30 protein-coding genes are annotated in these 25174 nt (G+C 67.1%); 6 read left to right on the plus strand and 24 right to left on the minus strand.

The features are described 5' to 3' along the window. Window positions 1–92 precede the first annotated feature (92 nt). A complete protein-coding gene (gene rpoH, locus N4261_RS22180; protein WP_261757420.1) occupies window positions 93–1064 on the plus strand; it encodes an RNA polymerase sigma factor RpoH in 972 nt (323 codons plus the stop codon). 62 nt (window positions 1065–1126) lie between these two features. Here rpoH and N4261_RS22185 read toward each other — a convergent pair whose 3' ends face one another. The 6 genes from N4261_RS22185 to N4261_RS22210 form a co-directional block, all read right to left on the minus strand. After that, window positions 1127–1279: a hypothetical protein gene (locus N4261_RS22185; protein WP_261757421.1), complete on the minus strand. Its 153-nt coding sequence runs from the start codon at window positions 1277–1279 to the stop codon at window positions 1127–1129. 76 nt (window positions 1280–1355) lie between these two features. Beyond that, window positions 1356–1967 carry an SCO family protein gene (locus N4261_RS22190; protein ID WP_261757422.1) on the minus strand — a complete coding sequence of 204 codons (612 nt, stop codon included), beginning with the start codon at window positions 1965–1967 and terminating at the stop codon, window positions 1356–1358. Window positions 1968–2043: 76 nt separating this feature from the next. Next, entirely contained in the window at window positions 2044–2952 is a 909-nt protein-coding gene (gene cyoE, locus N4261_RS22195; RefSeq protein ID WP_261757423.1) for a heme o synthase, read from the minus strand. After that, a complete protein-coding gene (locus N4261_RS22200) occupies window positions 2949–4211 on the minus strand; it encodes a COX15/CtaA family protein (RefSeq protein WP_261757424.1) in 1263 nt (420 codons plus the stop codon). Before N4261_RS22200 ends, cyoE begins: the two co-directional genes overlap by 4 nt. A 52-nt stretch (window positions 4212–4263) precedes the next feature. After that, window positions 4264–4941 carry an SCO family protein gene (locus N4261_RS22205; RefSeq protein WP_261757425.1) on the minus strand — a complete coding sequence of 226 codons (678 nt, stop codon included), beginning with the start codon at window positions 4939–4941 and terminating at the stop codon, window positions 4264–4266. Continuing rightward, complete coding sequence (locus N4261_RS22210) at window positions 4931–5719, minus strand: SURF1 family protein (protein WP_261757426.1); 789 nt, start codon at window positions 5717–5719, stop codon at window positions 4931–4933. Before N4261_RS22210 ends, N4261_RS22205 begins: the two co-directional genes overlap by 11 nt. A gap of 41 nt (window positions 5720–5760) precedes the next feature. On the opposite strand from N4261_RS22210, the gene N4261_RS22215 reads away from it, so the two are divergent. Further along, window positions 5761–5970 (plus strand): DUF2909 domain-containing protein, encoded by a 210-nt coding sequence (locus tag N4261_RS22215; RefSeq protein WP_261757427.1) that lies wholly within the window; start codon window positions 5761–5763, stop codon window positions 5968–5970. 228 nt (window positions 5971–6198) lie between these two features. Here the strand turns inward: N4261_RS22215 and N4261_RS22220 are convergent, their stop codons facing one another. From N4261_RS22220 to N4261_RS22250, 7 genes are all read right to left on the minus strand, one after another. Next, on the minus strand, window positions 6199–7083 hold the full coding sequence (locus N4261_RS22220; RefSeq protein ID WP_261757428.1) for a cytochrome c oxidase subunit 3: 885 nt from the start codon (window positions 7081–7083) through the stop codon (window positions 6199–6201). A 193-nt stretch (window positions 7084–7276) separates the two neighbouring features. Continuing rightward, a complete protein-coding gene (locus tag N4261_RS22225; RefSeq protein WP_435531967.1) occupies window positions 7277–7582 on the minus strand; it encodes a DUF2970 domain-containing protein in 306 nt (101 codons plus the stop codon). Beyond that, on the minus strand, window positions 7579–8193 hold the full coding sequence (locus N4261_RS22230) for a cytochrome c oxidase assembly protein (RefSeq protein ID WP_261757429.1): 615 nt from the start codon (window positions 8191–8193) through the stop codon (window positions 7579–7581). The genes N4261_RS22225 and N4261_RS22230 overlap by 4 nt, the downstream gene beginning before the upstream one ends. Before the next feature lie 7 nt (window positions 8194–8200). Then, complete coding sequence (locus N4261_RS22235; RefSeq protein ID WP_261757430.1) at window positions 8201–8314, minus strand: cytochrome oxidase small assembly protein; 114 nt, start codon at window positions 8312–8314, stop codon at window positions 8201–8203. 10 nt (window positions 8315–8324) lie between these two features. Next, window positions 8325–9950: a cytochrome c oxidase subunit I gene (ctaD, locus tag N4261_RS22240; RefSeq protein ID WP_261757431.1), complete on the minus strand. Its 1626-nt coding sequence runs from the start codon at window positions 9948–9950 to the stop codon at window positions 8325–8327. Window positions 9951–10075: 125 nt separating this feature from the next. Continuing rightward, window positions 10076–11212, minus strand: a complete 1137-nt coding sequence (coxB, locus tag N4261_RS22245; protein ID WP_261760817.1) for a cytochrome c oxidase subunit II — start codon at window positions 11210–11212, stop codon at window positions 10076–10078. A gap of 299 nt (window positions 11213–11511) precedes the next feature. Next, window positions 11512–12429 carry a biotin synthase gene (locus tag N4261_RS22250; protein ID WP_261757432.1) on the minus strand — a complete coding sequence of 306 codons (918 nt, stop codon included), beginning with the start codon at window positions 12427–12429 and terminating at the stop codon, window positions 11512–11514. A gap of 47 nt (window positions 12430–12476) precedes the next feature. Between N4261_RS22250 and N4261_RS22255 the strand changes: the two genes are divergently transcribed. Further along, entirely contained in the window at window positions 12477–13190 is a 714-nt protein-coding gene (locus N4261_RS22255; protein WP_261757433.1) for a ComF family protein, read from the plus strand. Between the two features lie 100 nt (window positions 13191–13290). Then, window positions 13291–13761, plus strand: a complete 471-nt coding sequence (trmL, locus tag N4261_RS22260) for a tRNA (uridine(34)/cytosine(34)/5-carboxymethylaminomethyluridine(34)-2'-O)-methyltransferase TrmL (RefSeq protein WP_261757434.1) — start codon at window positions 13291–13293, stop codon at window positions 13759–13761. Window positions 13762–13912: 151 nt separating this feature from the next. On the opposite strand, the gene N4261_RS22265 is transcribed toward trmL, so the two are convergent. The 5 genes from N4261_RS22265 to N4261_RS22285 all read right to left on the minus strand — a co-directional run bounded on the left by N4261_RS22265 (window position 13913) and on the right by N4261_RS22285 (window position 17596). Next, complete coding sequence (locus tag N4261_RS22265; RefSeq protein ID WP_261757435.1) at window positions 13913–14887, minus strand: Bug family tripartite tricarboxylate transporter substrate binding protein; 975 nt, start codon at window positions 14885–14887, stop codon at window positions 13913–13915. Window positions 14888–15062: 175 nt separating this feature from the next. Then, entirely contained in the window at window positions 15063–16073 is a 1011-nt protein-coding gene (locus tag N4261_RS22270; RefSeq protein WP_261757436.1) for an NAD(P)H-dependent glycerol-3-phosphate dehydrogenase, read from the minus strand. Between the two features lie 127 nt (window positions 16074–16200). After that, a complete protein-coding gene (secB, locus tag N4261_RS22275; RefSeq protein ID WP_261757437.1) occupies window positions 16201–16668 on the minus strand; it encodes a protein-export chaperone SecB in 468 nt (155 codons plus the stop codon). A 144-nt stretch (window positions 16669–16812) separates the two neighbouring features. Beyond that, a complete protein-coding gene (gene grxC, locus N4261_RS22280; RefSeq protein WP_261757438.1) occupies window positions 16813–17073 on the minus strand; it encodes a glutaredoxin 3 in 261 nt (86 codons plus the stop codon). A gap of 103 nt (window positions 17074–17176) precedes the next feature. Then, window positions 17177–17596, minus strand: a complete 420-nt coding sequence (locus N4261_RS22285; RefSeq protein WP_261757439.1) for a rhodanese-like domain-containing protein — start codon at window positions 17594–17596, stop codon at window positions 17177–17179. A 277-nt stretch (window positions 17597–17873) separates the two neighbouring features. Here N4261_RS22285 and gpmA point away from each other — a divergent pair, with 277 nt between their 5' ends. Continuing rightward, complete coding sequence (gene gpmA / locus N4261_RS22290; protein ID WP_261757440.1) at window positions 17874–18617, plus strand: 2,3-diphosphoglycerate-dependent phosphoglycerate mutase; 744 nt, start codon at window positions 17874–17876, stop codon at window positions 18615–18617. Window positions 18618–18754: 137 nt separating this feature from the next. Here the strand turns inward: gpmA and N4261_RS22295 are convergent, their stop codons facing one another. After that, complete coding sequence (locus N4261_RS22295; RefSeq protein WP_261757441.1) at window positions 18755–19810, minus strand: glycosyltransferase family 9 protein; 1056 nt, start codon at window positions 19808–19810, stop codon at window positions 18755–18757. Between the two features lie 73 nt (window positions 19811–19883). Between N4261_RS22295 and N4261_RS22300 the strand changes: the two genes are divergently transcribed. Then, window positions 19884–20867 carry a DUF4254 domain-containing protein gene (locus N4261_RS22300; RefSeq protein WP_261757442.1) on the plus strand — a complete coding sequence of 328 codons (984 nt, stop codon included), beginning with the start codon at window positions 19884–19886 and terminating at the stop codon, window positions 20865–20867. Window positions 20868–20930: 63 nt separating this feature from the next. Here N4261_RS22300 and N4261_RS22305 read toward each other — a convergent pair whose 3' ends face one another. The 5 genes from N4261_RS22305 to ruvX form a co-directional block, all read right to left on the minus strand. Beyond that, window positions 20931–21668, minus strand: a complete 738-nt coding sequence (locus tag N4261_RS22305; protein ID WP_261757443.1) for a lysophospholipid acyltransferase family protein — start codon at window positions 21666–21668, stop codon at window positions 20931–20933. Beyond that, window positions 21668–22987: a dihydroorotase gene (locus N4261_RS22310; protein WP_261757444.1), complete on the minus strand. Its 1320-nt coding sequence runs from the start codon at window positions 22985–22987 to the stop codon at window positions 21668–21670. The genes N4261_RS22305 and N4261_RS22310 overlap by 1 nt, the downstream gene beginning before the upstream one ends. A gap of 88 nt (window positions 22988–23075) precedes the next feature. Next, window positions 23076–24038, minus strand: a complete 963-nt coding sequence (locus tag N4261_RS22315; RefSeq protein WP_261757445.1) for an aspartate carbamoyltransferase catalytic subunit — start codon at window positions 24036–24038, stop codon at window positions 23076–23078. A 4-nt stretch (window positions 24039–24042) separates the two neighbouring features. Continuing rightward, complete coding sequence (gene pyrR / locus N4261_RS22320; protein WP_261757446.1) at window positions 24043–24561, minus strand: bifunctional pyr operon transcriptional regulator/uracil phosphoribosyltransferase PyrR; 519 nt, start codon at window positions 24559–24561, stop codon at window positions 24043–24045. 102 nt (window positions 24562–24663) lie between these two features. After that, a complete protein-coding gene (gene ruvX, locus N4261_RS22325) occupies window positions 24664–25068 on the minus strand; it encodes a Holliday junction resolvase RuvX (RefSeq protein ID WP_261757447.1) in 405 nt (134 codons plus the stop codon). Between the last annotated feature and the right edge of the window lie 106 nt (window positions 25069–25174).

Consider the following 25174-nt stretch of genomic DNA (forward strand, 5'->3'; position numbering starts at 1 on the left):
GGTCAAGCTCGTTGCACGGCTTTAGCACTCAATTGCCATGAGTGCTAATATTCTCTCCAACGCCAAATTCTTTGGCCAGGAGAACTGAAGCCATGTCCAACAGCCATGCATTGAAGATCAGCAATCCCTGGTCCCTGGTGCCATCGCTGGGGAACCTGGATGCCTACATCTCGGCCGTCCATCGCTTGCCGATGCTGACGCTCGAGGAGGAACAGGATTACGCCAAGCGCCTGCGCGCGCAGGGCGATGTCGAAGCGGCCGGTCGGCTGGTGCTCTCGCACCTGCGTCTGGTGGTGTCGATCTCCCGGCAATACCTGGGTTACGGCCTGCCGCAGGGCGACCTGATCCAGGAAGGCAATGTCGGCCTGATGAAGGCGGTCAAGCGCTTTGATCCGGACCAAGGCGTGCGCCTGGTCAGCTACGCCATGCACTGGATCAAGGCCGAGATCCACGAGTACATCCTGAAGAACTGGCGCATGGTCAAGGTCGCGACGACCAAGGCGCAGCGCAAGCTGTTCTTCAACCTGCGCTCGATGAAGCACAGCCTGAAGGAAGGCTCGGACCACCAGCAACGCGCCTCGCTGACCGAAAGCGAGATCGATCTGGTCGCCCAGCAGCTGAACGTCAAGCGCGAGGAAGTGCTGGAGATGGAAACCCGTCTCTCCGGTGGCGACATCGCGCTGGAGCCGCAAGGCGACGACGATTCCGAAACCTTCGCCCCGATCGCCTACCTGGCGGACGACTCGCAGGAGCCCACCCGGGTGCTGGATGCCCGTTCGCGGGACCGTCTGGCCACCGACGGCCTGAACCAGGCGCTGGAGGTGCTGGATCCGCGCAGCCGTCGCATCGTCGAAGAGCGCTGGCTCAAGGTGAACGATGACAGTTCCGGCGGCATGACGCTGCATGAGCTGGCCTCGGAGTACGGCGTCTCGGCTGAACGGATTCGCCAGATCGAAGTCGCCGCGATGAAGAAGATGCGCAAGGCCATGGTCGGCGATGCCACGCCGGCCGCCAAGCCGGCAGCGGCCAAGAAGGCGGCCAAGGACGTCGCGGTCACCGCCTGAGCGGTCACCGCAGTCCGCGCAAAGGGGCATCGCCTGCCCGCCGCGCTCACTGCGACATCACTTCAAAAAATGAAGGCCCCGCCATGCGGGGCCTTCGTCTTTTCGCTGGTGATGTCGTCGACAACGTGCTCTGCCTTCCGGACGCCAAGGAGCGCAAACGCAAACGCAAAACCAAGGGAGAGGGCCAGGGCGGAGACGAGGGTGAGGCCATTCATCGATCGAACCGATCGGGTCCGTCTGGCCCGTCATGCCCGTCTGGCCGAGCCGGCCGAGCTGGCCGGCCCCGATCCGTCACTGCCCTGCCAGCAGCGTCTTGATGTCGCTCATCAGCGCTTGCGTGCCCGCGCCGTAACGCGAGAACACCCGAACCCGGCCCTGCGGATCGAACAGGAAGCTCGCGGCGGTGTGGTCCATGGTGTAGCTGTCAGGGGTTTTTCCCGGCACCTTGGCGTAGTAAACCTTGAACTCCTTGGCCACGTCCTTGACCTGCTCCGGCGACCCGCGCAAGGCCACGAAGCCCGGATCGAAGTTGGCCATGTAGGCTTTCAGCATCTCCGGCTTGTCCCGTTCCGGATCGACCGAGATGAACACGGCCTGCAACCGGTCGCCATCAGCGCCCAGCGCGCGCTTGACCTCCGCCAGCTCTTGCAGGGTGGTCGGGCAGACATCCGGGCATTGGGTGAAGCCGAAGAAGACCACCACGACCTTGCCCTTGAAATCCTCCAGCGTGCGGATCTTGCCGTCCTGGTCGGGCAAGTTGAAGCCGCGGGCGTAGTTGGCACCGGTCAGGTCCACGCCCTGGAAGCTGGCCTTGGGCGCCGACGTGAAGCCAAGCTTGTCGCACCCGGTGAGCAGGGCGGCGCCGGTCAGGGCGGTGAAGCAGATCAAACGTCTCGAGATCATGGCGAAGGGCCTGGACAGAAGATGAGAAGAACGCCGCAAGAGAAGCGTCGCAGGAGCCTCGCGGACCGAGCAGACCTCAACCCAGCCACGGGCTGAGATAGTGATCCAGCAGTAGCGCTGCAAACAGCAGCGACAGATGCACCAGCGAGAACATGAAAGTGCGTCGCGCCAACGCTTCCGAATAGGCGCGCCACAGTCGCCACGCATGGTGGCAGAACATCAATCCCAGCACCACGGCCGCGGCCAAGTAGAGCCAGCCGCTCATGCCGATCAGGAAGGGCAGCAAGGTCGCCGCAAACAGCACCCAGGTGTAGAGCATGATCTGCAGCCGGGTGAACGCGTTGCCGTGGGTCACCGGCATCATCGGCAGGCCGGCCTTGCGGTAGTCCTCGCTGCGGTAGAGCGCCAGGGCCCAGAAATGCGGCGGCGTCCACAGGAAGATGATCAGGCACATCAGCCAGGCTTCCGCGCCCAGATCGCCGCGCATCGCCGCCCAACCGAGCACCGGCGGCATCGCGCCGGAAGCGCCGCCGATGACGATGTTCTGCGGCGTCATCGGCTTGAGCACCACGGTGTAGATGACCGCATAACCGACGAAGGTGGCGAAGGTCAGCCACATCGTCAGCGGATTGACCCAGATGAACAGCACCGCTGACCCGCAGGCGCACAGCAGCGCCGAGAACAGCAGCGTGTCACGCCGGCTCAGTTCACCGCGGGCCGTCGGGCGCCAGGCGGTGCGCTTCATCTTGGCGTCGATCTGCTGTTCGATCAGGCAGTTGAAGGCAGCGGCCGCACCGGCCACCAGCCAGATGCCGGCCGTGGCGGCGATCAGCCTGATCCATTCCTCGCCATGAGGCAGGCCGGGAATCGCCAGCGCCATGCCGATGACCGCGCAGAACACGATCAGCTGCACCACGCGCGGCTTGGTCAGTTGATAGAACTGCCACCAGCGCGAAGGCAGGGCAGCATGGGTCGCGGACGTCATCTCGAACTCACGGTCAGCGCGCCGGCACGCAAACGCGCCAGCACAAGGGAACAGATCAACAACAGCGCCGCAGCGCCGCCGGTATGGGATACGGCCGCCACCAGCGGCCATCCCAGCACGACATTCGACAGCCCGGTCGCCGCCTGCCAGCCGCCCACGGCGAGCAAGCGCAGCGCCCAGCGGCGGCCCTCGCTCATGCCGGTCCGGCCGGTCCGGACGGGCCTGCCGATGCCTTCGGTCGCACCGATGGCCGGCGACGCCACTCGCGCCTGCCCCGGCGCGCCGCCATCCAGCCGCCACAACGCAGCCGCCATCGCCAACAGGGCCACGAACACGATCAGCGCGCCGATGCGATGGGTCAGGTGGATGGCGGTGAGCGCCTCGAAGGGCAACCAATCGCCATGGGCGCCGCGGCCCAACTCACGCCACAGGGTGAAGCCGTGCTCGAAGTCCGTCGCGGGCCACCATTGTCCCTGACAGGTCGGAAAATCCCGGCAGGCCAGCACCGCATAGTTGGTGCTGACCCAGCCGCCCAGCGCCACCTGCACGATCACCAGCGCGGTAAAGGCCACCATGCCGCGCCGCAGGGCGTGCGAGGCGCGCAGCGGCCGCGGGGCATACGCCTCCGCCTGCCACGCCAGCAACATCAGCAGCCCCAGCGCCAACAGCAGATGGCTGGTCACGATGGCTGGGAACAGCTTCATCGTCACCGTCCAGGCGCCGAACAGTCCCTGCACCAGCACCCAGACCAGGGACAGCGTGCTCCACCACGGTGACGGCACCGTCCCGCCGGCCAGGCGATCGTCAGCCGCTGCCCCTGCCCGTGCGGCTCGTCGCGCTGCCAGGCGCAGTCGCCAGCTCTGAATCGCCAGCACCAGGATCAGGAAACCGACCCCGCTCGCCAGATAGCGGTGGATCATCTCCACCCAGGCCTTGCCATGGGTCACCGGGCCGGTGGGCATCGCGGATTGGGCCGCATGGATCTCATCGCGTGCCCCAAGCGGCGACGCGCTGCCATAGCAGCCCGGCCAATCCGGGCAGCCCAATCCGGAGTCAGTGAGTCGCGTGAACGAGCCGACCAGGATCAGGTCGAAGGTGAGAAACACCGTCAGCACCGTCAGCGCGCGCAGTCGCTGCGACGGCGTGGCACTGCGCTGGCGCAGATGCCACCACAGCAACGCGGCACCGCCGATCAAGGCGGCCATTGCCAGCAGTTGCAGCAGCGGGCCGAAATCGAATCCGTTGGCCAGGCCAGTCATAGCAGCAGAGAGTCCTTGTCGTTCCGCAATGAGAGATCGAGGGGCGCTGCGGTCACCGACCGGGCCGATCCCAGCCGGCGTTGGCACGCATCAGCCGCTCCAGATCCTTCTTGAATCGCGCCGGATCGGGCTGGGCGGGCGAGCGCATCATCCAGCGGCCCAAGGGATCGATCAGGAACAGATGCTCGCCCATGCGATGCCCCGGTGCCGGCATCAGCCAGGCCTGCAACGCCGCCGCAGGCGCGCGCAGCAGCGTCACCGGGACGCCCTGTTGGGTGAGCGCGTCGAGCTGCGCCGGCGTGAGCACCAGCTCATCGGGCAGCAGGACCAGCTTGTCGAGCCGATCGCGGTCCTTGCCGAGCATCTGGCGAAGTTGACGCTGCATGAACAGCATGCGCTCGCAGGCGTCGGCACAGGAGGCGCCGGCGTCCGGCACATAGGTCAGCAGCCATTGGCCCTTGAGCGACTCCGCACGGACCGGCTCCCCGGCCAGCGTGCGCAACGGCAGATCGGCAGGCAGATCGCGCGTCGGCGTGATGAGCTCGCTGTAGGCACTGCCGCGCAGGTCCAGCACATAGAAGCTGAAGTAGGAGGCGATGACCGGTGCAGCGCAGACCAGCAGCACCAGCCACATCTGCCAACGGGCGCGTCGCGGCGCATCGCTGGCGATGGGCGCCAACGGCATCGGCATGCTGTGCACCGACAGGGTCACCGGACCCTCAGGTGGCATCGGCGTCGCGGGCATCGCGTCGGCGGCGGTCTCTCCGGAGAGGGGCGAGGACTTGGAACCAGACATAAAGACCCAGGATCAGCGCAGCGAGCGCAAACCATTGAAAGGCATAACCGTAGTGCTTGTGGAGATCCACGGTCGGCGGCGGCCAGTGACGCAACAGGCCGTCGGACATTGCCGCGCGAGCAGCAGCGCCGGGCTCGTGCGCCGGCTCTGTCTGCAGCAGCACCAGTGGCAACAGGCGCAAGCCCGATTCACCCTGGAAAGCCGACAGATCGACATTCTGCCGGATCGGGCCTGACCCCACGCCCTGCCCGAGTTCATAGGCGCGCGAGGGCGACAGCGCCAGCCGTCCCTCGATGCGGACATCGCCCGGCGCAGTGACGATCGGCGGCAAGGCCTCGCGCTGCGCGGCATGGCGCGGCACCCAGCCGCGCTGCACCAGCACCGCGTCGTCGCGGCCCTTGAGTTTCAGCGGCGTGAGCACGAAAAAACCGACGCGGCCGTCCATCGGTCGGTTGTCCAGGTACACCGTGTGCGCGGCATCCCAGCGGCCCTCCAGCCGCGCCACGCGATGGACCAGGGCCTGCGGCAACGACCGGTCCGCGGCGGGCAGCTCGGCGGTAGAGAGCGGCGGCAGTTCGGCCCGCTGGTCGATGTCCTGCTGCATCGCGCGTTTCTGCGCGGCCCGATCCAGTTGCCACACGCCCAGCGACACGGTGACCGCCACACCGATCACGCTGGCCACCAGCACCGGCCATCGACGGCGCTCAGCCATGGACGCGCATCGCCAGGGGGGAGGTGGAATAATCGTTCGCCATGAAGATCATCGTCATCGTCGCGTTCATCGGCATCCTCGGTGCATTGTTCAGCGCCGGGGTCCTGATGCTGAGGCGCCAGAAAGGCAAGGCCAGCATGGCCCGCGCGCTGGCGCTGCGGGTCGGCCTGTCGGTGGCCCTGTTCCTCATCATCCTGTTCAGTGCCTACATGGGATGGATCAAGCCCACCGGGCTGCCAGTCTCGCACTGAAGCCACTGGTGGAGGGCGCGGGCAGGCGATCACCCTGACCCCGCCGCAGTGCGGCAAAGCAGGGTCACCCCACTGCCACTGCCACAGCCACTGCCACTGCTCGGCTCGGCACGGCACGGCCTGGCACGACCCGACACCACACGATTCGCTCCGATCCGCACAACAAAAAGCGCCGCGTCGAGCGGCGCTTTTTCGTGGGGCGTCACGGCCGGGGCCGTGCGGTGCCGGTCAAAGCCAGTAGACGATCACATACAGGCCCAGCCAGACCACGTCCACAAAGTGCCAGTACCAGGCCGCGCCTTCGAAGCCGAAGTGGCGATCCGGCGTGAAGTGGCCCTTCATCAACCGCAGCGTGATGAACAGCAGCATCAGCATGCCCACGAACACATGGAAGCCGTGGAAGCCGGTCAGCATGAAGAAGGTGGAGCCGTAGATGCCGGAGTTCAGCTTCAGGTTGAGGTCTTCGTAGGCATGGTGGTACTCGTAACCCTGGAAGCCCAGGAACACGATGCCCAGCAACACCGTCGCCCACATGAAGGCGATGGTGCGCGCCCGATGGCCCGCGATCAGCGCATGGTGCGCAATGGTCAGCGTGACGCCGGAGGTCAGCAGCAGCGCGGTGTTGATGGTCGGGATGGGCCATGGACCCATGATCGCGAAGGCTTCCACCGTGCCCGCGGGCGAGGCCGTCGACCCTGGCGCGTTGCTGGGCCACAGGCCGTTGAAGTCGGGCCACAGCAGCGCGTTGTCCAGGCTGCCCAGGGTCGGAATGCTGTAGCCGCGTGACCAGAACAGCGCACCGAAGAAGGCGGCGAAGAACATCACCTCCGAGAAGATGAACCAGCCCATGCTCCAGCGGAACGAGGCGTCGATGCGGTCGCTGTACAGACCGCCTTCGCTTTCGCGGATGGCGTCGCCAAACCACTGCTTGAGGGTGAAGGCCCACCACAGCAGGCCGAACAGCAGCGACCAGGCGCCCCAGCCGTGGCCGTTGATCCATTGCCCCGCGCCCAGGATCACCCAGAACAGGCCGAAAGCGGCCATGGCCGGGTGCCGGGAAGGTCCGGGCACAAAGTAGTAAGGGGTGTTCCCGTGAGTCGTCGCTGCCGACATGCCTGTCTCTCCTCGAACTCAGATGCTCAATCCCGGTGATCGCCGGGCGCCCGACCTCGACGCCTCGACCTCACCTCGTCTCCAACCGTGGTCCTGCGGCTCGTCCGAGGCGATGACACCGATGCATCGGTCTGTCCTTCGCTTCGAACGCGCCCGGTGAACACGCCCGCCCGTCACGCCGCTGAACCCAGGTTCAGCCGCTGGCCGCGCCGCTGCCCACCACCCAATTCACCAACAGCACCAATCCCAGCACGAACAGCGCCGCGGCCAGCACACCGGCCGCGATCACATGCAGCGGATTGAGCTGCGACACATCCTTCTCATAACCGGCCCCCTGGCGCACGCCGAAGAAGGACCAGCCCACCGCCCTGAAAGTGCCCCAGAACGAGCCCTTGCGCTGCACCACGCGTGACAGGCCTTCGTCCTCGCCGACAGCCGACGCGGCTTCGCGCGTGGCGCGATCGCTCAGCCCTTGTCCCGATTCGTCCGGCGCGTTCACGTGCGCGGCTCCTTCGGCGCGGCCGGCACCGCGATGGCCTGCGCATGCCCCTTCCCCGCCACCTCGAAGAAGGTGTAGGAGAGGGTGATCGTCTTCACATCGCGGGGCAGCTTCGGATCGATGACAAACACCACCGGCCATTCCTTCTGCTCGCCGGGCTTGAGCGTGTATTCATTGAAGCAGAAGCACTCCAGCTTGTTGAAATAGGCCGTGGCCTGCTTGGGCGCATAGCTGGGGATCGCCTGGGCCGACATCTGACGGGTCTGGCTGTTCTGGAAGGTGTACATCACCGTCGTCAGCTCGCCCGGGTGCACCTCGAGATAACGCTTGGCCGGCTTGAAGTCCCACGGACCGCGTGCGTTCGCATCGAACTCGATGGTGATCTTGCGGCTGTAGTCGATCTGCGTGTTGCGCAGGTCGGTCGCCTTGACCACATGCTGGCGCTCCGCCAGCGACAGCACATTGATCCCCAGCGCCGTGCAGATCGCGCGGTACATCGGCACCAGCGCATAACCGAAGCACGACATCACCACGACCACCACCAACAGCTTGCCCATCATCCGCAGGTTGTCCCTGCGGAGCCAGGCGGCGGCGGTGGGAAGGCGGCTCATGCGGTCCTCACGCCGCGCCGAGCAGCACGATCTTGGCCACGAAGCCGATCGCGAAGACCGCCGCGACGCTCGCCAGGATCAGGGCCAGCCGGCGGTTGCTCTTGCGTTGATCCGGGGTCATCGCCATGGCGTCAGCCGATCACCTTGGTGGCGGTCACGTCCAGCTTGGGCGGGTTCTCGAAGGTATGGAACGGCGCCGGCGACGGCACTTCCCATTCCAGGCCTTCCGCCGCTTCCCACGGCTTCTGCGGGGCCTTCGCGCCCTGTCCGCGCATCATCGGGATGACCACGAACAGGAAGAAGTACACCTGCATGAAGCCGAAGCCGAAGGCGCCGATCGAGGCGAGCGCGTTGAAGTCGGCGAACTGCATCGGATAGTCGGCATAGCGGCGCGGCATGCCGGCCAGGCCGAGGAAGTGCATCGGGAAGAAGGTGATGTTGAAGAAGATCAGCGAGCCCCAGAAATGGATCTTGCCGCGGGTCTCCGAATACATCACACCGGTCCACTTCGGCCCCCAGTAGTAGACGCCGGCGAACAGCGCATACAGCGAGCCCGCCACCAGCACATAGTGGAAGTGAGCGACGACGTAATAGGTGTCCTGGATCTGGATGTCCACCGGTGCCACCGCGCAGATCAGGCCGGTGAAGCCGCCCATGGTGAACACGAAGATGAAGCCGATGGCCCACAGCATCGGGGTCTCGAAGGTCATCGATCCGCGCCACATGGTGGCCAGCCAGTTGAAGATCTTCACGCCGGTGGGCACCGCGATCAGCATGGTCGCGTACATGAAGAACAGCTGCCCGGTCACCGGCATGCCGGTGGCGAACATGTGGTGGGCCCACACGATGAAGGACAGGATCGCGATCGAGGCGGTCGCGTACACCATCGAGGCATAACCGAACAGGCGCTTGCGGGCAAAGGCCGGAACGATCTGGCTGATGATGCCGAACGCCGGCAGGATCATGATGTAGACCTCGGGGTGACCGAAGAACCAGAAGATGTGCTGGTACATCACCGGGTCCCCACCGCCGGCCGGAGTGAAGAAGCTGGTGCCGAAATGGCGATCGGTCAGCGTCATCGTGATCGCGCCAGCCAGCACCGGCATCACCGCGATCAGCAGGTAGGCGGTGATCAGCCAGGTCCAGGCGAACATCGGCATCTTCATCAAGGTCATGCCGGGGGCACGCATGTTGAGGATGGTCACGATGATATTGATCGAGCCCATGATCGACGACGCGCCGAGGATGTGCATGGCGAAGATGCCGGCATCCATCGACGGGCCCATCTGCAGCGTCAGCGGCGCATACAGGGTCCAGCCGGCCGCAGGGGCGCCACCGGGCATGAAGAACGAGCCGACCAGCATCAGCGCCGCAGGGATCATCAGCCAGAAGCTGAAGTTGTTCATCCGCGCGAAGGCCATGTCCGAGGCGCCGATCTGCAGCGGGATCATCCAGTTCGCGAAGCCGACAAAGGCCGGCATGATCGCGCCGAACACCATGATCAGCCCGTGCATCGTGGTGAACTGGTTGAACAGCTCCGGATTGAAGAACTGCAGGCCGGGGCGGAACAGCTCGGCACGGATGCACAGCGCCAGAATCCCGCCGACCATCAGCATGGTGAAGCTGAACAGCAGGTACAGGGTGCCGATGTCCTTGTGATTGGTGGCGAAGACCCAGCGACGCCAGCCCGTCGGCGCATGGTGATCGTCATGATGGTCATGAACGTGACCGGTCGGGTGGTCAAGCACTGCACTCATGGTGAATTCCTCGGTTCCGCGGATCGGGTCCGTGCGGCTTATCTGAGTCGAATCTGCGACGAATCTGCAACAGTTCCGGGACGATGACAAGGTCTCGCCCGTCGGGAGGGCCCGCAGGCCGCGATTTACTTGGCGCGCTCAGCCACGACTTCCGCCGGCTGAACGACCTGTCCCGTCTTGTTGGACCAGCTGTTCTTGGTGAAGGTGGCCACGGCCGCCAGCTCGGTGTCACTGAGCTGCGTCCAGGCCGGCATGGCGTTGCGGCCGCGCAGCAGCACCTCCAGCTGGTCAGAGTGCTTGTCCGACAGCACGATGGCCGAGCCATCCAGCGGCTTGATCGGGCCGGCGCCCTTGCCGTCAGGCCGGTGGCAGACCGCGCAGTTGGCGGTGTAGACCTTCTCGCCGCGGGCGATCAGCTCGTCGAGCTTCCACTCCTTGTTCGGATCGTCGGCCTTGGCGGCGATCTTCTTCTGCTCGTCGGCCACCCAGGCGCTGTAGGCCTTGGGCTCGAGCACCTTCACATGGATCGGCATGTAGGCATGCTCTTTCCCGCACAGCTCGGCGCACTGGCCGTAGAAGTCGCCGGTCTGCTCGGCCTTGAACCAGGTGTCGCGCACGAAGCCGGGAATCGCATCCTGCTTCACGCCAAAGGACGGGACCGACCAGGCGTGGATCACGTCGTCTGCGGTGGTGATGATGCGGATCTTCCTGCCCACCGGCACGACCAAGGGGTTGTCCACCTTCAACAGGTAGTCATCCACCTCGCCGGGGTTGCCCGAATCCGACATCGCACGATGCGAGGCATCCAGCGTCGAGACGAATCCGATGCCGGCGCCCTCGCCCTTGACATAGTCGTAGCCCCATTTCCACTGGTAGCCGGTAGCCTTGATGGTGATGTCGGCGTTGGTGGTGTCCTTCATGGCCACCACGACCTTGGTCGCCGGCAGGGCCATCAGGATCACGATGATGAAGGGCACGATCGTCCAGGCGATCTCGACCTTCACGCTTTCATGAAAGTTGGCGGAAACCGCGCCCTTGGACTTCCGGTGCTTGAAGATCGAATAGAACATCACGCCGAACACGGCGATGAAGATGACCAGGCACAACACCAGCATCATGTTGTGCAGCCACATCTGCTCCTGCGCGATCTTGGTGACCGGCGTCTGCAGATTGATCTGGTTGACCGCAGGGCCACCCTTCAAATCGTTCACTGCCCAGGCGGCCTGGCTGGCCAGCGCACTCAGCCCCGTGAGCCCGACCATCGCCAGCTGGCTCGATCGGCACCGCAGCTGATGCACGCAACTGTTCATCATCGTCATGGTCGTCTCTTTTATCCAGTCTTTCTCAAGCTCTCGTCACCCGGGTCTCTACCAGGCGGCGTCGCACTCGAGCCCGCTCTCAGCAGGCGTCGAGGCCAACGCAATCGCGAAAACCCACGGGGCCAGCAGACGTGTTCCAGTCGGGTGCGGATTCTAGTCCACCCCCTTTTGCACCAAGCTCGCACTATGACCGGGGCGGCGACACCCAGCCGCCCAGGATTACCCTCAGAGCCCGGCCGGGGTCAGTGCTTGCCCACCCCGCGCACCAGGGCCCGCATCTGGTCCAGCGAGACCTCGGTCTGCGCCGCCACCTTCAACCGCGGCTTCGGCTTGAAGGCATGCCCGTAGACCAGCTCCACGCTCAATCCCAGCAATCCGTCCACGCCACGCAGCGCCTCCAGGCTGCGCAGCCATCGATCCTGCCAGCCTCGTCCGCGCAACCCGGCCGAGCGCGTCGGCGCCAGATTGCCGCCCAGCGCGCGCAGGTCGCGCTGCAGGTCCTGAGGCGTCTTCCAGGTCAGGCGCAGATGTTCCTGATCCATCACCGGATCGGCGAAGCCGGCATGCACCAGCAGATCGCCCAAGTCATGCATGTCCACCCAATCGGGTGCGGGCGGGCCCCAGCCCTCACGCGCATACAGCGCGCGCAGTTCGATGAAGCTGTCCGGCCCGAAGCATGAAAACATCAGGCAGCCGTCCACCGCCAAGCCCGCATGCCAGCGACGCACCAGCGCCGGCTTATCCGCTTCGGCATGCAGCTCCATGTTGGACCACAGCAACTGCGACGCGCCGGCGGGCGCCTCGGCGACCAATTCCGGCGGCGTCGCGCCGCGCAGGCGGTCCATCACCGACTGCATCAGGCCGCGCCGCAAGCGCTGCTGCCACTGCTGGCGGACCACTTCGTCCGGCTCGACCCACAACTGCGTGGCCTGCGGATACTGACGGCGCAGGCCATCATCACCCCCACCCAGCGAGGGCCGGCTCTGCAGCACGGCCGTCGGCGCGAGGCGGATCACCGGCAGGCGGTCCAGCATGCGCTGAGCGACCTCCTGATGCAGCCAGGGCGGCTGGTCCAACCCGGCCAGGCGACGGCGTTGCCGCCGCGCCGCCTGCGCATCGATCTGCTGTGTGCCCGGCGGCATGGCCTCATTCCCACTCATGGGCGGAATTGTAGGCGGGCATGCTTGACCTCATCCAACGATGGTGCATGGCAAAGCCGCTGGCAAACGCCATTCGTGCACGCTGGCCGGGGGAATGTCCGCTGTGTCGACGCTGGTGCCGCGACACCCTGTGCGCCGACTGTCGTCACCGCTTTGACGCACCTCCTCCTGCCCGCTGCCGCACCTGCGCCCTGCGCCTGCCCACCGGGGCGACGATCGCCCGCTGTGGCCATTGCCTGCGTCGGCCGCCGCCGCTGGACCGCTGCATCGCGGCGCAGGACTATCTCTTCCCGTGGGACCGACTGCTGCAGGCCTTCAAGTTCCAGGAGCGGCTGGCCCTCGCCCCCGTGCTGGCGGACCGACTGCATCAGGCCCTGGACCACGAGCACGCGCGAGACCCGCTGCGTCCGCCCGACCTGATCCTGCCGATCCCGCTGTCCGACAGTCGCCTGCGCGAGCGCGGCTACAACCAGAGCCAACTGATCGGACAGACGCTGGCGCGGCGGCGACAATGCCGCCTGTGCGTGCACAGCCTGATTCGGGTGCGTGACACCGGCCACCAGGCGCGACTCTCCCTGGCGGAGCGCCGAGGCAATCTGCGGGGCGCCTTCGCGGTGGTGCGGCCGGTGCGAGGTCTGCGCGTCGCCGTGCTGGATGATGTGATGACCAGCGGTGCCACTGTGTTCGAGGCCGCTGCGACATTGCGACGCGCCGGTGCGGCCGAAGTCCACGCCTGGACGGTGGCGCGGACGCCGGACTGAGCCGTTGAGCGTGAGCGGCTCCGCCCATGCGCCGCAGCAGGCAAAAGGTCACAGCCCCCCCGAGAAGCCACCAAGACAAGCAGATAAGCAGATCGATCCCATGTTCAACATCGTGCTGGTGCATCCAGAAATCCCGCCCAACACGGGCAACGTCATCCGCCTGGCGGCCAACACCGGCTGCCGGCTGCATCTGATCGAGCCCCTGGGCTTCTCGATGGAAGATCGGCTGCTTCAGCGCGCCGGCCTGGACTATCACGAGTACGCGCCGGTGATGCGCCATGCGGACTGGGCGGCCTTCCTGAGCACCGAAACACCGGATCCCACCCGTCTCTTCGCCTTCACCACCCGGGGCAGCCGCCTGCTGCCGGAGGTCGCCTTGCGCGAGGGCGATTACCTGGTCTTCGGCTGCGAGACCGCCGGCCTGCCATCCGACCTGCGCGACAGCTTCCCGCTGGCGCAACGGGTGCGACTGCCGATGCGCGACGGACAGCGCAGCCTCAACCTCAGCAATGCGGTGGCGGTGGCGGTGTTTGAAGGTTGGCGCCAGAACGGCTATCGCGACGGCGTCTGAGCCGGCACGGCATCGGCGCCGCGCATCGGGTCATCCGACCCTCCGCTCGCGCCCTTGGCCCACCGCTCACCGCCCACCGCTCAGGGCTCAGGGCTCAGGGCTGACGGCTGACGGCTGACGGCTGACGGCTGACGGCTGACGGCTGATTCGATCATTCACGCGCCAGGCGCAACTGTCGAATCAACTGCCCCCACCGCTGACGCTCGTCACGCATCAAGGTCTCAAGCCCATCGGGCGAGGTGCCCGCGGCGCTGAAATAAAGCGGCAGCAAGGCCCGACGGAAGGTCTCGCTCTTGACGATGCGAATCGTCTCGGTCGCCAATCGATCGACGATCGACGTCGGCGTTCCCGCCGGCGCCAGCAACGCCTGCCAGGAGGTGGCCTCGAAGCCGGGGAAGCCGGACTCGGCCAACGTCGGCAGGTCCGACAAGGCCGCCATCCGACCCGCACTGGTGACCGCCAGCGCCTTCAGCTTGCCGCCGCGCACCTGCGGCATGGCAATCGCCGGCACCATGATGCCAGCCTGGAGCTGGCCTGCCAGCATCGCATTCACCACCTGAGGAAAGCCGGCATAAGGCACATGCACCATCGACAGGCCGGCCCGCTCGATGAACGACGCCATCGCCAGATGCGCCGCACTGCCGTTGCCGATGCTGCCGTAGTTCAACGCGCCGACTTGGCGCCGGGCAAGCGCCACGAACTGCGCCACGTTCTCCACGCCCAGTGACGGCGACACGACCAGCACATTGGGCGAACTGGCCACCAGGCTGATCGACCGCAGCTCACGTGCCGGGTCGTAGGGCAAGGCCTTGGCCAGCATCGGCGCAGTGATCAACGGCCCCTGAATGGTGAACAGCAGGGTGTAGCCATCCGGTGGCGCCTTGGCGACCACCCCGGTGCCGATGTTGCCACCGGCACCGACCTTGTTGTCGATCACGATGGGCTGACCCAGCGCCTGCGCCAGCGGTTCCGCCAGCGTGCGGGCGATCAGATCAGGGGAACTGCCGCCCGGAAACGGCACCACGAGGCGGAGGGGCCGTTGAGGCCAGGCAAGTGGCGTCGGCGCCGCGGTCGCGGCCGTCGCACCAGCGACCGCGTAGGCCGCTGTCGCACGGCTGAACCCCACCCTGCCCGCCCCGTGCAATCCCGCACCGGCCAAAAGGCGCAAAGCGCTCCCGACGGGGCCGATCGCGCCGATGCGGCTGAGCGCTCCGAACACGGCGCGTCGACGGCCGGGTTGTTGCGGATCCGGTGGTGGCGAACCGCGCGGAATCACGATGCGGCGCCGGTCATCGCCCCGATCACCATTCGGCGCGGGCTTGGCGACCCATCAGAGCGTCCATCGCGCCCTGGGTGTCCAGCCGGCCTTCCAGCACGTCGACCACCGCGGCGGCGATCGGCATGTCGACCTGCAGGCTCCGGGCGCGCGCCAGCACGGTGGGCGCGCTGTAGACACCCTCGGCCACATGCCCGAGCCGCTGCAGGATGCCGGGCAGGTCCAGGCCCTCGGCCAGCAGCAGACCGACGCGCCGATTGCGCGACAGGTCGCCAGTGGCCGTCAGCACCAGGTCGCCCAGGCCGGCCAGGCCGAGCAGGGTTTCCGTCTGGGCGCCCAGGGCCAACGCCAGGCGCTGCATTTCGGCCAGGCCTCGGGTGATCAGTGCGGCGCGGGCATTCAGGCCCGGGCCCTGATGGCCTCGTGCCTCGGCGGCCAGCCGCAGGCCATCGGCGATGCCGACGGCGATCGCCATCACGTTCTTGACGGCGCCGCCCACCTCCACGCCCACGGGGTCGGCCGAGGAGTACACCCGCAGCCGATCGCTGTGAAAGGCCTGCACGCCCAGTTGCGCCAGGGCCGCGTCATGCGAGGCGGACACCAGCGCCGTCGGCTGCCCCGCCGCCACTTCCTGCGCGAAGCTGGGGCCCGACAGCACGCCGGTCGCCAGATGCGGCACCACCTCGCGGGCAATCTCATGCCCCAGGCGACCGGTGCCGGCTTCGAAGCCCTTGCACAGCCACAGGCAGCGTGTGCCCGCCGGCAGATGGCCCAGCATGCCGCGCAAGGCGGCCATGGGCGTGGCGATCACGATCAGGCCGTCGCGGCCGTGGGCCAGCGCGGCATCGAGTTGATCGGTCAGGCCGAGCGTCTCGGGCAGAGGCGCATCGGGCAGATAGCGCGCATTGCGCCGGGCGCTGCGCATCGCGGCGATGCCGGACGCATCGCGGGCCCACAACAGCACCTCATGGCGCGCACTGGCGGCAATGGCCAGCGCCGTGCCCCAGGCGCCAGCACCGAGAACGCTGATCTTCATGCGGAACACTTCATCGTCGAGTCGGGCGCGAGCCCCAGACAACAACGCCGGCCGGTCGGCCCGGAAGGGGCCGTCCGGCCGGCGCCTCGTCCCGGCACACGCGGCGCCGGGGCGGATTTCAGTTCGCTCAGTTCGGCGCGGATTCGCCGTTGGTCTGCTGAGCCATCAGTTGGGCCTGCTGCGCTTCGAACATCGCCTGGAAGTTCACTTCGGTCAGCAGCACCGGCGGGAAACCGGCACGGGTGCAGACGTCGGAGACGATTGCACGCAGGTAGGGATAGATCATCTGCGGGCAGACGATGGACAGGATGCCCTCGAGCTGCTCCTGCGGCAGGTTGCGGATCTCGAAGATGCCGGCCTGCTTGGCTTCGATCAGGAACAGGGTCTTTTCTTCGACAGTGGTCGTGACGGTGGCGGTCACGCTGACCTCGAACAGGCCCTCGGCCACCGGTTCGGCGGCCAGCGAGAGCTTGATGTCGACCTGCGGCTGGGCCTGTTCCAGGAGGATCTGCGGAGCGTTGGGCTGCTCCAGCGACAGATCCTTCAGGTACATGCGCTGAATCTGGAACACGGGGGTGTTGGTGTCGTCTGCCATGTGGGTCATCCAAATGAAAAAGCCCGCCAGCGGCGGGCCGCGGCGGGCATTATGACCGAGGGGGCCGCGCACTCGCGAAAGGGCCGCCCCGGGACCGGCGCGGTGATGTGACCGCGCGTTTCAGACGTGAGCCCGCAACGGGCCTCAAGCGCCTTGCAGCAGCGGTTGCAGACCGCCGCGCTGATCCAGCGCGATCAGATCGTCACATCCGCCGACATGGGTATCGCCGATGAAGATCTGCGGCACGGTGCGACGACCGGTGAGCTCGATCATCGAATCGCGTTGAGCCGGATCCAGGTCCACGCGGACTTCCTCGATCTGCTCCACGCCACGTTGCTTGAGCAGCGACTTGGCGCGCACGCAGTACGGGCAGACCAAGGTGGTGTACATCTTCACGGCGGCCATCGCCAGTTCTCCAATAGGTCGAATCGAGGATCGAGGCGGTGTCCGCCTCAGCGTCGAGACAGGCTCGACGACAGGGCGAACGCCGATGCAGCCGTCAGGGCGATCAGGCTGCGGACTTCTCGATCGGCAAACTGGCTTCGCGCCAGGCGGCGAGACCGCCGCTGAGCGCCACCACGTTTGCATAGCCCTGTTTGCGAAGGATGCCAGCGGCGCGCGAAGCGCGTGTGCCGCTCTTGCACATCAGCACCACCGGCAGGGCCTTGTTGGTGGGGAGTTGCTTGATCGGGTCGGTCGTGCCAGTGAGCACCGACAGCGGCACATTGCGCGCGCCGCCCGCATGAGCCGCCGCGAATTCGTCGGGCTCGCTGACATCGATCAGCACGCCCTTTTCGCGATTGATCAGCCGCACGGCTTCCGCCGTCGCGATGCCGCCCGCCTTGCCGCGCACCGACGTCCACAGCAACAAGCCGCCGGACACGAGGGCCGTCAGCACCAGATACCAGTTGTCGATCAGAAACTTCAAGGCCAGGTCCGGAGGATCAAAAGCGCGGATTATAGGAACCGAACCGACTGAGCGCCCGTTCGGACCGCCCGCGCCGCGATTCCGGCGATGCGCCCGCAGGCGCCCGCAGGCGTGCGGACGGGAGGCCGGCGCGTGTGCGGCGGCATGACCGTGGGGGCGGGATCGGCATCGGCAGCGGGTTCGGGCCGATGAAACCGCCTTGACGGCCGGCCTGTCGGAGCACCGCCTAGAATCCGCCGGGCCCGCCGGAAACCGGCCAAACTTCACATCCGACCCCATGTACAAGCTCGTGCTCATTCGCCACGGCGAATCGACCTGGAACCTCGAGAACCGATTCACCGGCTGGACCGACGTGGACCTGACCCCGACCGGCGTCGCCCAGGCCCAGCAGGCCGGTCGTCTGCTGAAGGAAGCGGGGCTGGACTTCGACGTCGCCCACACCTCTGTGCTGAAGCGGGCCATCTGGACCCTGTGGCACTGCCTGGATCAGATGGACCGCCAGTGGTTGCCGGTTCGCCACAGCTGGCGCCTGAACGAGCGCCACTACGGTGGCCTGCAAGGCTTGAACAAGGCGGACATGGCCAAGCAATATGGCGATGAACAGGTGCTCGTCTGGCGCCGCAGCTACGACACGCCGCCGCCCGCCCTGGAGGCCGACGATCCCCGCAGCGAGCGCGGCGACATCCGTTACGCCGGTCTGCAAGCCTCGGACATTCCGCTGACCGAGTGCCTCAAGGACACCGTGGCCCGTGTGCTGCCCTACTGGAACGAGCAGATCGCGCCCGCGATCCTGTCGGGTCAACGCGTGCTGATCGCCGCCCACGGCAACAGCATCCGCGCCCTGGTGAAATATTTGGACGGCATCGCTGACGACGCCATCGTGGGCGTGAACATTCCCAACGGCATTCCGCTGGTCTACGAGCTGGACAAGGACCTCAAGCCGATCAAGAGCTACTACCTGGGCGACGCTGAAGCCGCCGCCAAGGCCGCTGCCGCCGTGGCGAGCCAGGGCAAGGCCTGACGTCCGAACGTCGTCCGCGAACCGACCCGCCACCAGGCGGGGCGGCTCTGGCGGGCGCGACGCCGCAAGCCACGACGTCGCACGGACCCTGAGATCAACGACGTCTCAGCAACGGCCATTCAACGAAGCGGATCCCATCAGGATCCGCTTCGTCCTTCCGGGCGCTGAAGCGCCTCTGGCGGCGGAAGCGGCACCGCAGCCTGGGGATCGGGGGGATGTGAGCCGCTGGCGAGACGCAGGCGCGCCTCCACCCGCGTCATCACGGCCTCCGGGGGGATCCAGGCGGGATACGCCCTGAGCACCTCCACCTGGCTGCCCCACGGCGCCCAACGCTGCGGCAGCGTCGGGCCCAACAGGCTCAAGGTGGGCGTGCCGACTGCCGCCGCCAAATGCATCGGTCCGGTGTCGTTGCCCACGGCCACGGCGGCCCGCTCCAGCAACGCGCCGTAGGTTCCCAACGGCACATGGGGCAGGCAATGCGCCGTCGGGAAGCGCCGCCGGGCGGCTTCCCACTCCTCCCCGCTGCCCGGGCACACCACGGTGGGCAGACCGCGCCGCGCCAGCAGCCGCGCGAAGCCGCTCCAATGCGGCCACATCCGAGGCGACGGCAGGCCCGGCGCCACGCTGGTGAACGGGCAGATGAGCACGAACGGATCTGTGTCCCCTACGCCGAGGCCCTTGAGCAGTCCCGCAGCGAGGGTGCGGCTTTCCGCCGTGAGCCGCAGTTGGATGTCCGCCGGCGGGTCCTCGGCAATGTCGAGGAATCGGCTCGCCAGTGACCAATATTCCTGCAGCGCATGCATGCTGTTGGCCGGCGGCTTCGAGAGCGCCCGATTCAGCAACCAGCTGCGGGCCTCATGTCGATGGCCGGTGGCCTTCAGTCCGGCCAGCCGACATTCCAGCGCTGCCGAGAATGCATCCGCGAACAACACCGCATTTGGTCGGTGGTTGAACGCCGGATCCACCGAGGCGGCAGCGTGCCGCATCCGACGAAGTTGCGCCGTGCGCTGCCACGTGCCCTCGGGCCTCACCTCGACAGGCCAGCCTTCACCGCTGAGCAGCGCGCCCGCCCAGCCCTTGCCGATCAGGCGCAAGGCATACCCCTGACGCTGCAACAGGCGCAGGGCAGGCACCATCAGCACCACATCACCGACGAAATTGCGCAGCCGCACGATCAGGGGAACCTCAGACATACAAATAACGGCAATGGCGGGATCAGCCGGCCATTCGCAACATGGAGAGCCCCATTTGTCTCAGGACCTCCCCATGAGTTCACCCACCTCGAACGCGCCGTCGACCCGTCCCTGTACCTTGCCTGCGTCGCCCCCCGTGCCGGGGCCTGTCCACGCGGCTGTGGCGCCCGACAAGCGCCCTGTGCCCCACCGGCCGTTTCGGTTCAGCACCTTCAGCGCCGAACAACTGGTGGCCATCCATGACCTCGCGCTGCGCAGCGGCTTCCACGGCGCCGCCGCACCCAGCCCCGCGTCCGGCGAGGCCACCGCCGGCGGCTGCGGTCAATGCAAGACACCGGGTGGCTGCGGCCGGGCCAAGGCGCAGCCCCTGGAGGCTGAGCTGCGCGCGGCAGCCGTCGGCACGCCGGCGGGCATCGAGATCGCTCGGACCTCACGTCCCACCCAGGGACCGGCACGGCGGGCCCTCGGCGATGGCAACCCGCCGATGGACCTGCTGCGGGGTCCGCCCGTCTCCGTCGATCCCGACATGGACGCCAATGACCTGCTGACCCAATGGGCCCGCTGGAACCACCGCTGCAATGCCAGCCTCTGGTATGAGGAGGATCTTGCGCGACGCACGCGGGTGCCGGATTCCGAGATCGCCGCCAGCAAGCGGGCCATCGACCGCTACAACCAGCAGCGCAACGATGCGGTGGAGCGGATGGATGGGTTGATCATGGAAGCGCTCCAGCGCGCCGACATCCCCCGGTCGGAAGACGCCCCGCTTCACAGCGAGACACCCGGCGCGATGATCGACCGGCTGTCGATCCTGGCGCTGAAGATCCAGGCCATGACGGCGCAGGCCTTGCGCGAGGATGTCGAACCGCCCCACCGCACCCAGTGCCTGCAACGCGCCGCGGTGCTGGAGCAGCAACGCCGCGACCTGACGGGCTGCCTGTCCCGGCTGATGCGGGACCTGGCGGCAGGCCGGGTGCGATTCAATCTCTACCGGCAGTACAAGATGTACAACGACCCGACGCTCAATCCGGCCTTGGTGGCCGAAGCTCGCCAAGCCTGAAGGATGAGCGATGAAGGATGAGCGATGAGGGAGAAGGCCGGCGGCCCGTGGATGAGATCGGATTCAGGCGGGCGGCAGCTCCGCGTCGATCAGACGTGCCAAGGCATCGGCCAGGGCGCGTCGCTCCATGTGCGCGGTGGGCAGCAGCGGCAGGCATTGCACCCGTGCGGTCAATCCACGCGCGCTCATGATGCGCCACATGCTCGCCACCAGCGTCATGTTGCCGATGAACTGGGCCGCCTCGCTGTAGGGGCGGCCCGGCTGATGCCATCGCAACACCACCGGTTGCAGGGGCGTGCCGGTGCTGATCGCCGCCTGCAGCAGGTTGCCGTGCAGCGGCAGCAGCGGTCGTCCGGGACCGGTAGTCCCTTCCGGGAACACCGCGACCGTCTCGCCGCGGGCCAGGGCCTCGGCAGTCTGATGCACCACCCGCAGCGCATCGCGCTTGCTGGCGCGTTCGATGTAGAGCGTGCCCACCGCCGTCACCAGGCGACCGACCAGCGGCCAGTGCTTGATGTCGGCCTTGGAGACGAAGCGCGCATCCGGCATCACCGCATGCATCGCGGCGATGTCGAGCCAGGACACATGGTTGGCGGTGACCAGCCGGGCCCCCTGGGCGGGCATGCCCACCGTCTCCAGCCGCACGCCCAGCACACGCAGCAGCTTGGCGGACCACCAGCCGATGCGGTCCTGGCGGTCCTGCGGCGTGCGCCGGTCCCATCCCCAATGCACCAACATCAGTCCGTGGGCCACATGCGCCACCATGCGCAGCATCCGCACGATGGCCAACACCGCACCCATCAAGCCGATTCCGTCAGCAGGGACTCGAACGCCACCTGACCCGCCACCAGCGTGAAACGGACCTGTCCGGGAAGTTCGAAGCCGGTGATGTCGAAGGCAAACGGGGTGTGCTTGCCCTGGCTGACCAGCCGTTCCGGCGTGACCGCGCCGCTGGCGCCCGCATCGAAGACGCAGACATCGCCCACGCCGCCGACGACCAGGCGCCCCGCGCTGGCCGACAGCGAGCCCAAGGCGCTGCCCAACACCTTCACCGGACGGGCCGTGATCACGTCCAGGCTCTTGCCCAGCGACAGCCCCAGGTCCTGGCCCCAGCGCAAGGCCAGGCTGAGCAACAGCTCCAGGCCGGTCGCACCCGGCGTCGCTTCGGCGAACGGCAGATGCTTTTCATCCGACGTCACCGGGTTGTGGTCACTGACGAGGGCGTCGATGGTGCCGTCGAGCAGCCCCTGGCGCAGGGCCTCGCGATCGCGCTGCTGGCGCAGCGGCGGTTGCAGGCGCATGGCGGGGTTGAAGTAGCCGATGTCCACATCGCTGAGGTGCAGCGAGTTGATCGACACATCCGCCGTCACCGGCAGGCCCTCCTTCTTGGCCTGGCGAATCAGCTCGACACCTGCGGCGCTGCTGATGCGGCACAGATGGATGCGGGCCCCGGTGACGCGCATCAATTCGAAGATGGTGTGCAGGGCGATCGTCTCAGCGGCCACCGGCTCGCCGGACAGACCGAGCCGGGTGGCCACTGCACCGCTGGCGGCCACGCCGCCGCTGAGCCACGGATCCCGCGGGCTCAGCCACAGCGCATAACCGAAGCTGGCGGCGTACTGCATGGCGCGCTGCATCGTCAGCGTGTTGCGGATCGGCACCGTGGCGTGGGAGAAGCCCACGCAGCCGGCCTCGGTCAGCTCGGCCATTTCGGTGAGCGTCTCGCCAGCCAGGCCGCGGGTCAGCGCGCCGAGCGGGAACAGCCGGCACCGGCTGAGCTTGCGCGCGCGGAACTTGAGCATCTCGACCAGGCCGGGCTCGTCCAGCGTGGGGTCGGTGTCGGGCGGGCAGACCAGGCTGGTGACGCCGCCGGCGGCCGCCGCGGCGAGCTCGCTCTCCAGCATGCCTTCGTGCTCATGGCCCGGCTCGCGCAGGCGCGCGGCGAGGTCCACCAGTCCGGGGGCGACGACCAGGCCGGTGGCGTCGATCGTGCGATCGGCGCTGAATTCACCCACTTGGCCCAGGCCGACGATGCGGCCGGAGGCGATCGCCAGATCGCCGGTGGCATCGAGCCCGGAGGCCGGGTCGAGCAGCCGCCCGTTCTGAATCAGAATCTTCATCGTGTCCTCCAGGTGCTGCGCACCGCGCCCGCGACGGCGCCTGAATGCCTTGGGAATGCGGCGATCCGCGCCGCTGCAGCCGCCGGCCTCATGCCTCGTTCCCCGCCAGGATCGACATCACCGCCATCCGCACCGCAATGCCGAAGGTGACCTGCGGCAGGATGACGCTGTGGGAGCCGTCGGCCACGCTCGACGAGATCTCCACGCCGCGGTTGATCGGGCCGGGATGCATCACGATCGCATCGGGCTTGGCCAGCGCCAGCTTCTCAGGTGTGAGGCCGAAGCTCTTGAAGTACTCGCCTGCGCTTGGCAGCATCGCGCCGCTCATGCGTTCGTTCTGCAGGCGCAGCATGATGATGACGTCGGCATCCTTCATGCCTTCGGCCATGTCGTGACACACGCGAACGCCCATGTCCTTCAGGTCGCCGGGCACCAGCGTCTTGGGGCCGACCGCGCGGATCTCCGGCACGCCGAGCGTCGACAGCGCATGGATGTCGGAGCGCGCCACCCGCGAATGCACGATGTCGCCCACGATCGCCACCGTCAGGTTGGTGAAGTCCTTCTTGTAGTGACGGATCGTGTACATGTCCAGCAGGCCTTGCGTCGGATGCGCATGGCGGCCGTCGCCGGCGTTGACCACATGCACATGCGGGGCGCAGTGCTGGGCGATCAGATAGGGCGCGCCGGATTCGCTGTGGCGCACCACGAACATGTCCGCATGCATCGCCGACAGGTTGGCCACCGTGTCGAGCAGGGTCTCGCCCTTGGCGGTGCTGGAGCGGGCGATGTCGAGGTTGATCACATCCGCCGACAGCCGCTTGGCCGCGATCTCGAAGGTGGTGCGGGTGCGGGTGCTGTTCTCGAAGAACAGGTTGAACACCGACTTGCCCCGCAGCAGCGGGACCTTCTTCACTTCCCGGTCGTTGACCGACAGGAAGGTGCCGGCGGTGTCCAGGATCTGATGAAGCACCGCGCGGGGCAGGCCTTCGGTGGAGAGCAGATGGATCAGCTCGCCGTGCTTGTTGAGTTGGGGGTTGCGTTTGCTCAGCATTGGGTCAGTCCCCTCGCAGGTCGAAGCTGAAGCGGCCGCGCTCGCCGTCGCCCTCGCCGTCGCGCTTGATCAGGCTCAGGCGCTGGCTGGGCGACACCGCGACCCGGGCGGCGGAGAACGCCGGCTCGATCGGGAGCTCGCGACCGCCGCGGTCCACCAGCACCGCCAGCGTCACGCTGGCGGGGCGGCCGAAATCGAACAGCTCGTTGATCACCGCGCGCGTGGTGCGGCCGGTGTAGAGCACGTCGTCGATCAGCAGGATGTGGCGACCGTTGATGTCGAAGGGAAGTTTGGTGTGGTCGGCGCTGGCATTCATGCCTTTGGAGCCGAAATCGTCGCGATGCAGTGCGCTGGAGATCACGCCGTGCTGGCCGGGGATCTTCAGGTCCTGCTGCAGCCGTTCGGCCAGCCAGGCACCGCCTGACCAGATGCCGACCAGTGCCGCGTCGGGTTGCATCAGGCGCTGCACGCCGCGCACGAGGTCGGCGTAGAGCGCTTCCGCGTCAAGTAGCAAGGTGGTCATGTCAGCCCTTGTCGGATGGGTTCGTGGCCTGGGCGGCCCTGCAGGGGGACGTGTCCAGGCCCGTGGCGGCCGGGCACGGCAGCCGTGTCGACGTCGCGTTCATCATGAATGTTCCCGAAAAAACTGTTCAAGGATCAGGGCCGCGCTGGCCGCATCCAGATCGCGCGCGCCGTGCGATTGGGCTTCGGCGCTGGTGTAGCGCTCATCCACCTCGACCACCGGCAGGCGATAGCGCCCCCGCAACTGGCCGGCGAACTTCAGCGCACGGGCAGTCATCTCATGCGGGGTGCCATCCGGATGGCGAGGGACGCCGATCACCAGCGCGTCGGGTTGCCATTCCTGGATCAATGCCGAGATCGCTGCCCAGCGGGCATCGCCCTGCTCGCTGACGGTGCGCAGTCCCCGCGCACTGCCCAGCAACCGGTTGCCGGTCGCCACGCCGATGCGTTTCGTACCGAAATCGAATGCCAGGGGAGAAACAAAGGAAGCGGACGCGTCGGTGACCATGGGTCGAGCGGCCGTCATGCCCGCCGCGCGCCCTGTGGGGGCAGGAGCAAAGCGACTGGGGGGCCAGCCCGCCGCCGGGCCGCCCCAAGGCGGGCAGCGCCCCTCG

Source organism: Roseateles amylovorans (assembly GCF_025398155.2).
GTDB classification, from domain to species: Bacteria; Pseudomonadota; Gammaproteobacteria; order Burkholderiales; family Burkholderiaceae_C; genus Roseateles; species Roseateles amylovorans.

Bases quoted from the DNA above. Each gene is read 5' to 3' on its own strand.
- rpoH (WP_261757420.1), top strand. From the start codon at position 93: ATGTCCAACAGCCATGCATTGAAGATCAGCAATCCCTGGTCCCTGGTG.
- N4261_RS22185 (WP_261757421.1), bottom strand. From the start codon at position 1,279: ATGAATGGCCTCACCCTCGTCTCCGCCCTGGCCCTCTCCCTTGGTTTT.
- N4261_RS22190 (WP_261757422.1), bottom strand. From the start codon at position 1,967: ATGATCTCGAGACGTTTGATCTGCTTCACCGCCCTGACCGGCGCCGCC.
- cyoE (WP_261757423.1), bottom strand. From the start codon at position 2,952: ATGACGTCCGCGACCCATGCTGCCCTGCCTTCGCGCTGGTGGCAGTTC.
- N4261_RS22200 (WP_261757424.1), bottom strand. From the start codon at position 4,211: ATGACTGGCCTGGCCAACGGATTCGATTTCGGCCCGCTGCTGCAACTG.
- N4261_RS22205 (WP_261757425.1), bottom strand. From the start codon at position 4,941: ATGCCACCTGAGGGTCCGGTGACCCTGTCGGTGCACAGCATGCCGATG.
- N4261_RS22210 (WP_261757426.1), bottom strand. From the start codon at position 5,719: ATGGCTGAGCGCCGTCGATGGCCGGTGCTGGTGGCCAGCGTGATCGGT.
- N4261_RS22215 (WP_261757427.1), top strand. From the start codon at position 5,761: ATGAAGATCATCGTCATCGTCGCGTTCATCGGCATCCTCGGTGCATTG.
- N4261_RS22220 (WP_261757428.1), bottom strand. From the start codon at position 7,083: ATGTCGGCAGCGACGACTCACGGGAACACCCCTTACTACTTTGTGCCC.
- N4261_RS22230 (WP_261757429.1), bottom strand. From the start codon at position 8,193: ATGAGCCGCCTTCCCACCGCCGCCGCCTGGCTCCGCAGGGACAACCTG.
- N4261_RS22235 (WP_261757430.1), bottom strand. From the start codon at position 8,314: ATGACCCCGGATCAACGCAAGAGCAACCGCCGGCTGGCCCTGATCCTG.
- ctaD (WP_261757431.1), bottom strand. From the start codon at position 9,950: ATGAGTGCAGTGCTTGACCACCCGACCGGTCACGTTCATGACCATCAT.
- coxB (WP_261760817.1), bottom strand. From the start codon at position 11,212: ATGGTCGGGCTCACGGGGCTGAGTGCGCTGGCCAGCCAGGCCGCCTGG.
- N4261_RS22250 (WP_261757432.1), bottom strand. From the start codon at position 12,429: ATGAGTGGGAATGAGGCCATGCCGCCGGGCACACAGCAGATCGATGCG.
- N4261_RS22255 (WP_261757433.1), top strand. From the start codon at position 12,477: ATGGCAAAGCCGCTGGCAAACGCCATTCGTGCACGCTGGCCGGGGGAA.
- trmL (WP_261757434.1), top strand. From the start codon at position 13,291: ATGTTCAACATCGTGCTGGTGCATCCAGAAATCCCGCCCAACACGGGC.
- N4261_RS22270 (WP_261757436.1), bottom strand. From the start codon at position 16,073: ATGAAGATCAGCGTTCTCGGTGCTGGCGCCTGGGGCACGGCGCTGGCC.
- secB (WP_261757437.1), bottom strand. From the start codon at position 16,668: ATGGCAGACGACACCAACACCCCCGTGTTCCAGATTCAGCGCATGTAC.
- grxC (WP_261757438.1), bottom strand. From the start codon at position 17,073: ATGGCCGCCGTGAAGATGTACACCACCTTGGTCTGCCCGTACTGCGTG.
- gpmA (WP_261757440.1), top strand. From the start codon at position 17,874: ATGTACAAGCTCGTGCTCATTCGCCACGGCGAATCGACCTGGAACCTC.
- N4261_RS22295 (WP_261757441.1), bottom strand. From the start codon at position 19,810: ATGTCTGAGGTTCCCCTGATCGTGCGGCTGCGCAATTTCGTCGGTGAT.
- N4261_RS22300 (WP_261757442.1), top strand. From the start codon at position 19,884: ATGAGTTCACCCACCTCGAACGCGCCGTCGACCCGTCCCTGTACCTTG.
- N4261_RS22305 (WP_261757443.1), bottom strand. From the start codon at position 21,668: ATGGGTGCGGTGTTGGCCATCGTGCGGATGCTGCGCATGGTGGCGCAT.
- N4261_RS22310 (WP_261757444.1), bottom strand. From the start codon at position 22,987: ATGAAGATTCTGATTCAGAACGGGCGGCTGCTCGACCCGGCCTCCGGG.
- N4261_RS22315 (WP_261757445.1), bottom strand. From the start codon at position 24,038: ATGCTGAGCAAACGCAACCCCCAACTCAACAAGCACGGCGAGCTGATC.
- pyrR (WP_261757446.1), bottom strand. From the start codon at position 24,561: ATGACCACCTTGCTACTTGACGCGGAAGCGCTCTACGCCGACCTCGTG.
- ruvX (WP_261757447.1), bottom strand. From the start codon at position 25,068: ATGGTCACCGACGCGTCCGCTTCCTTTGTTTCTCCCCTGGCATTCGAT.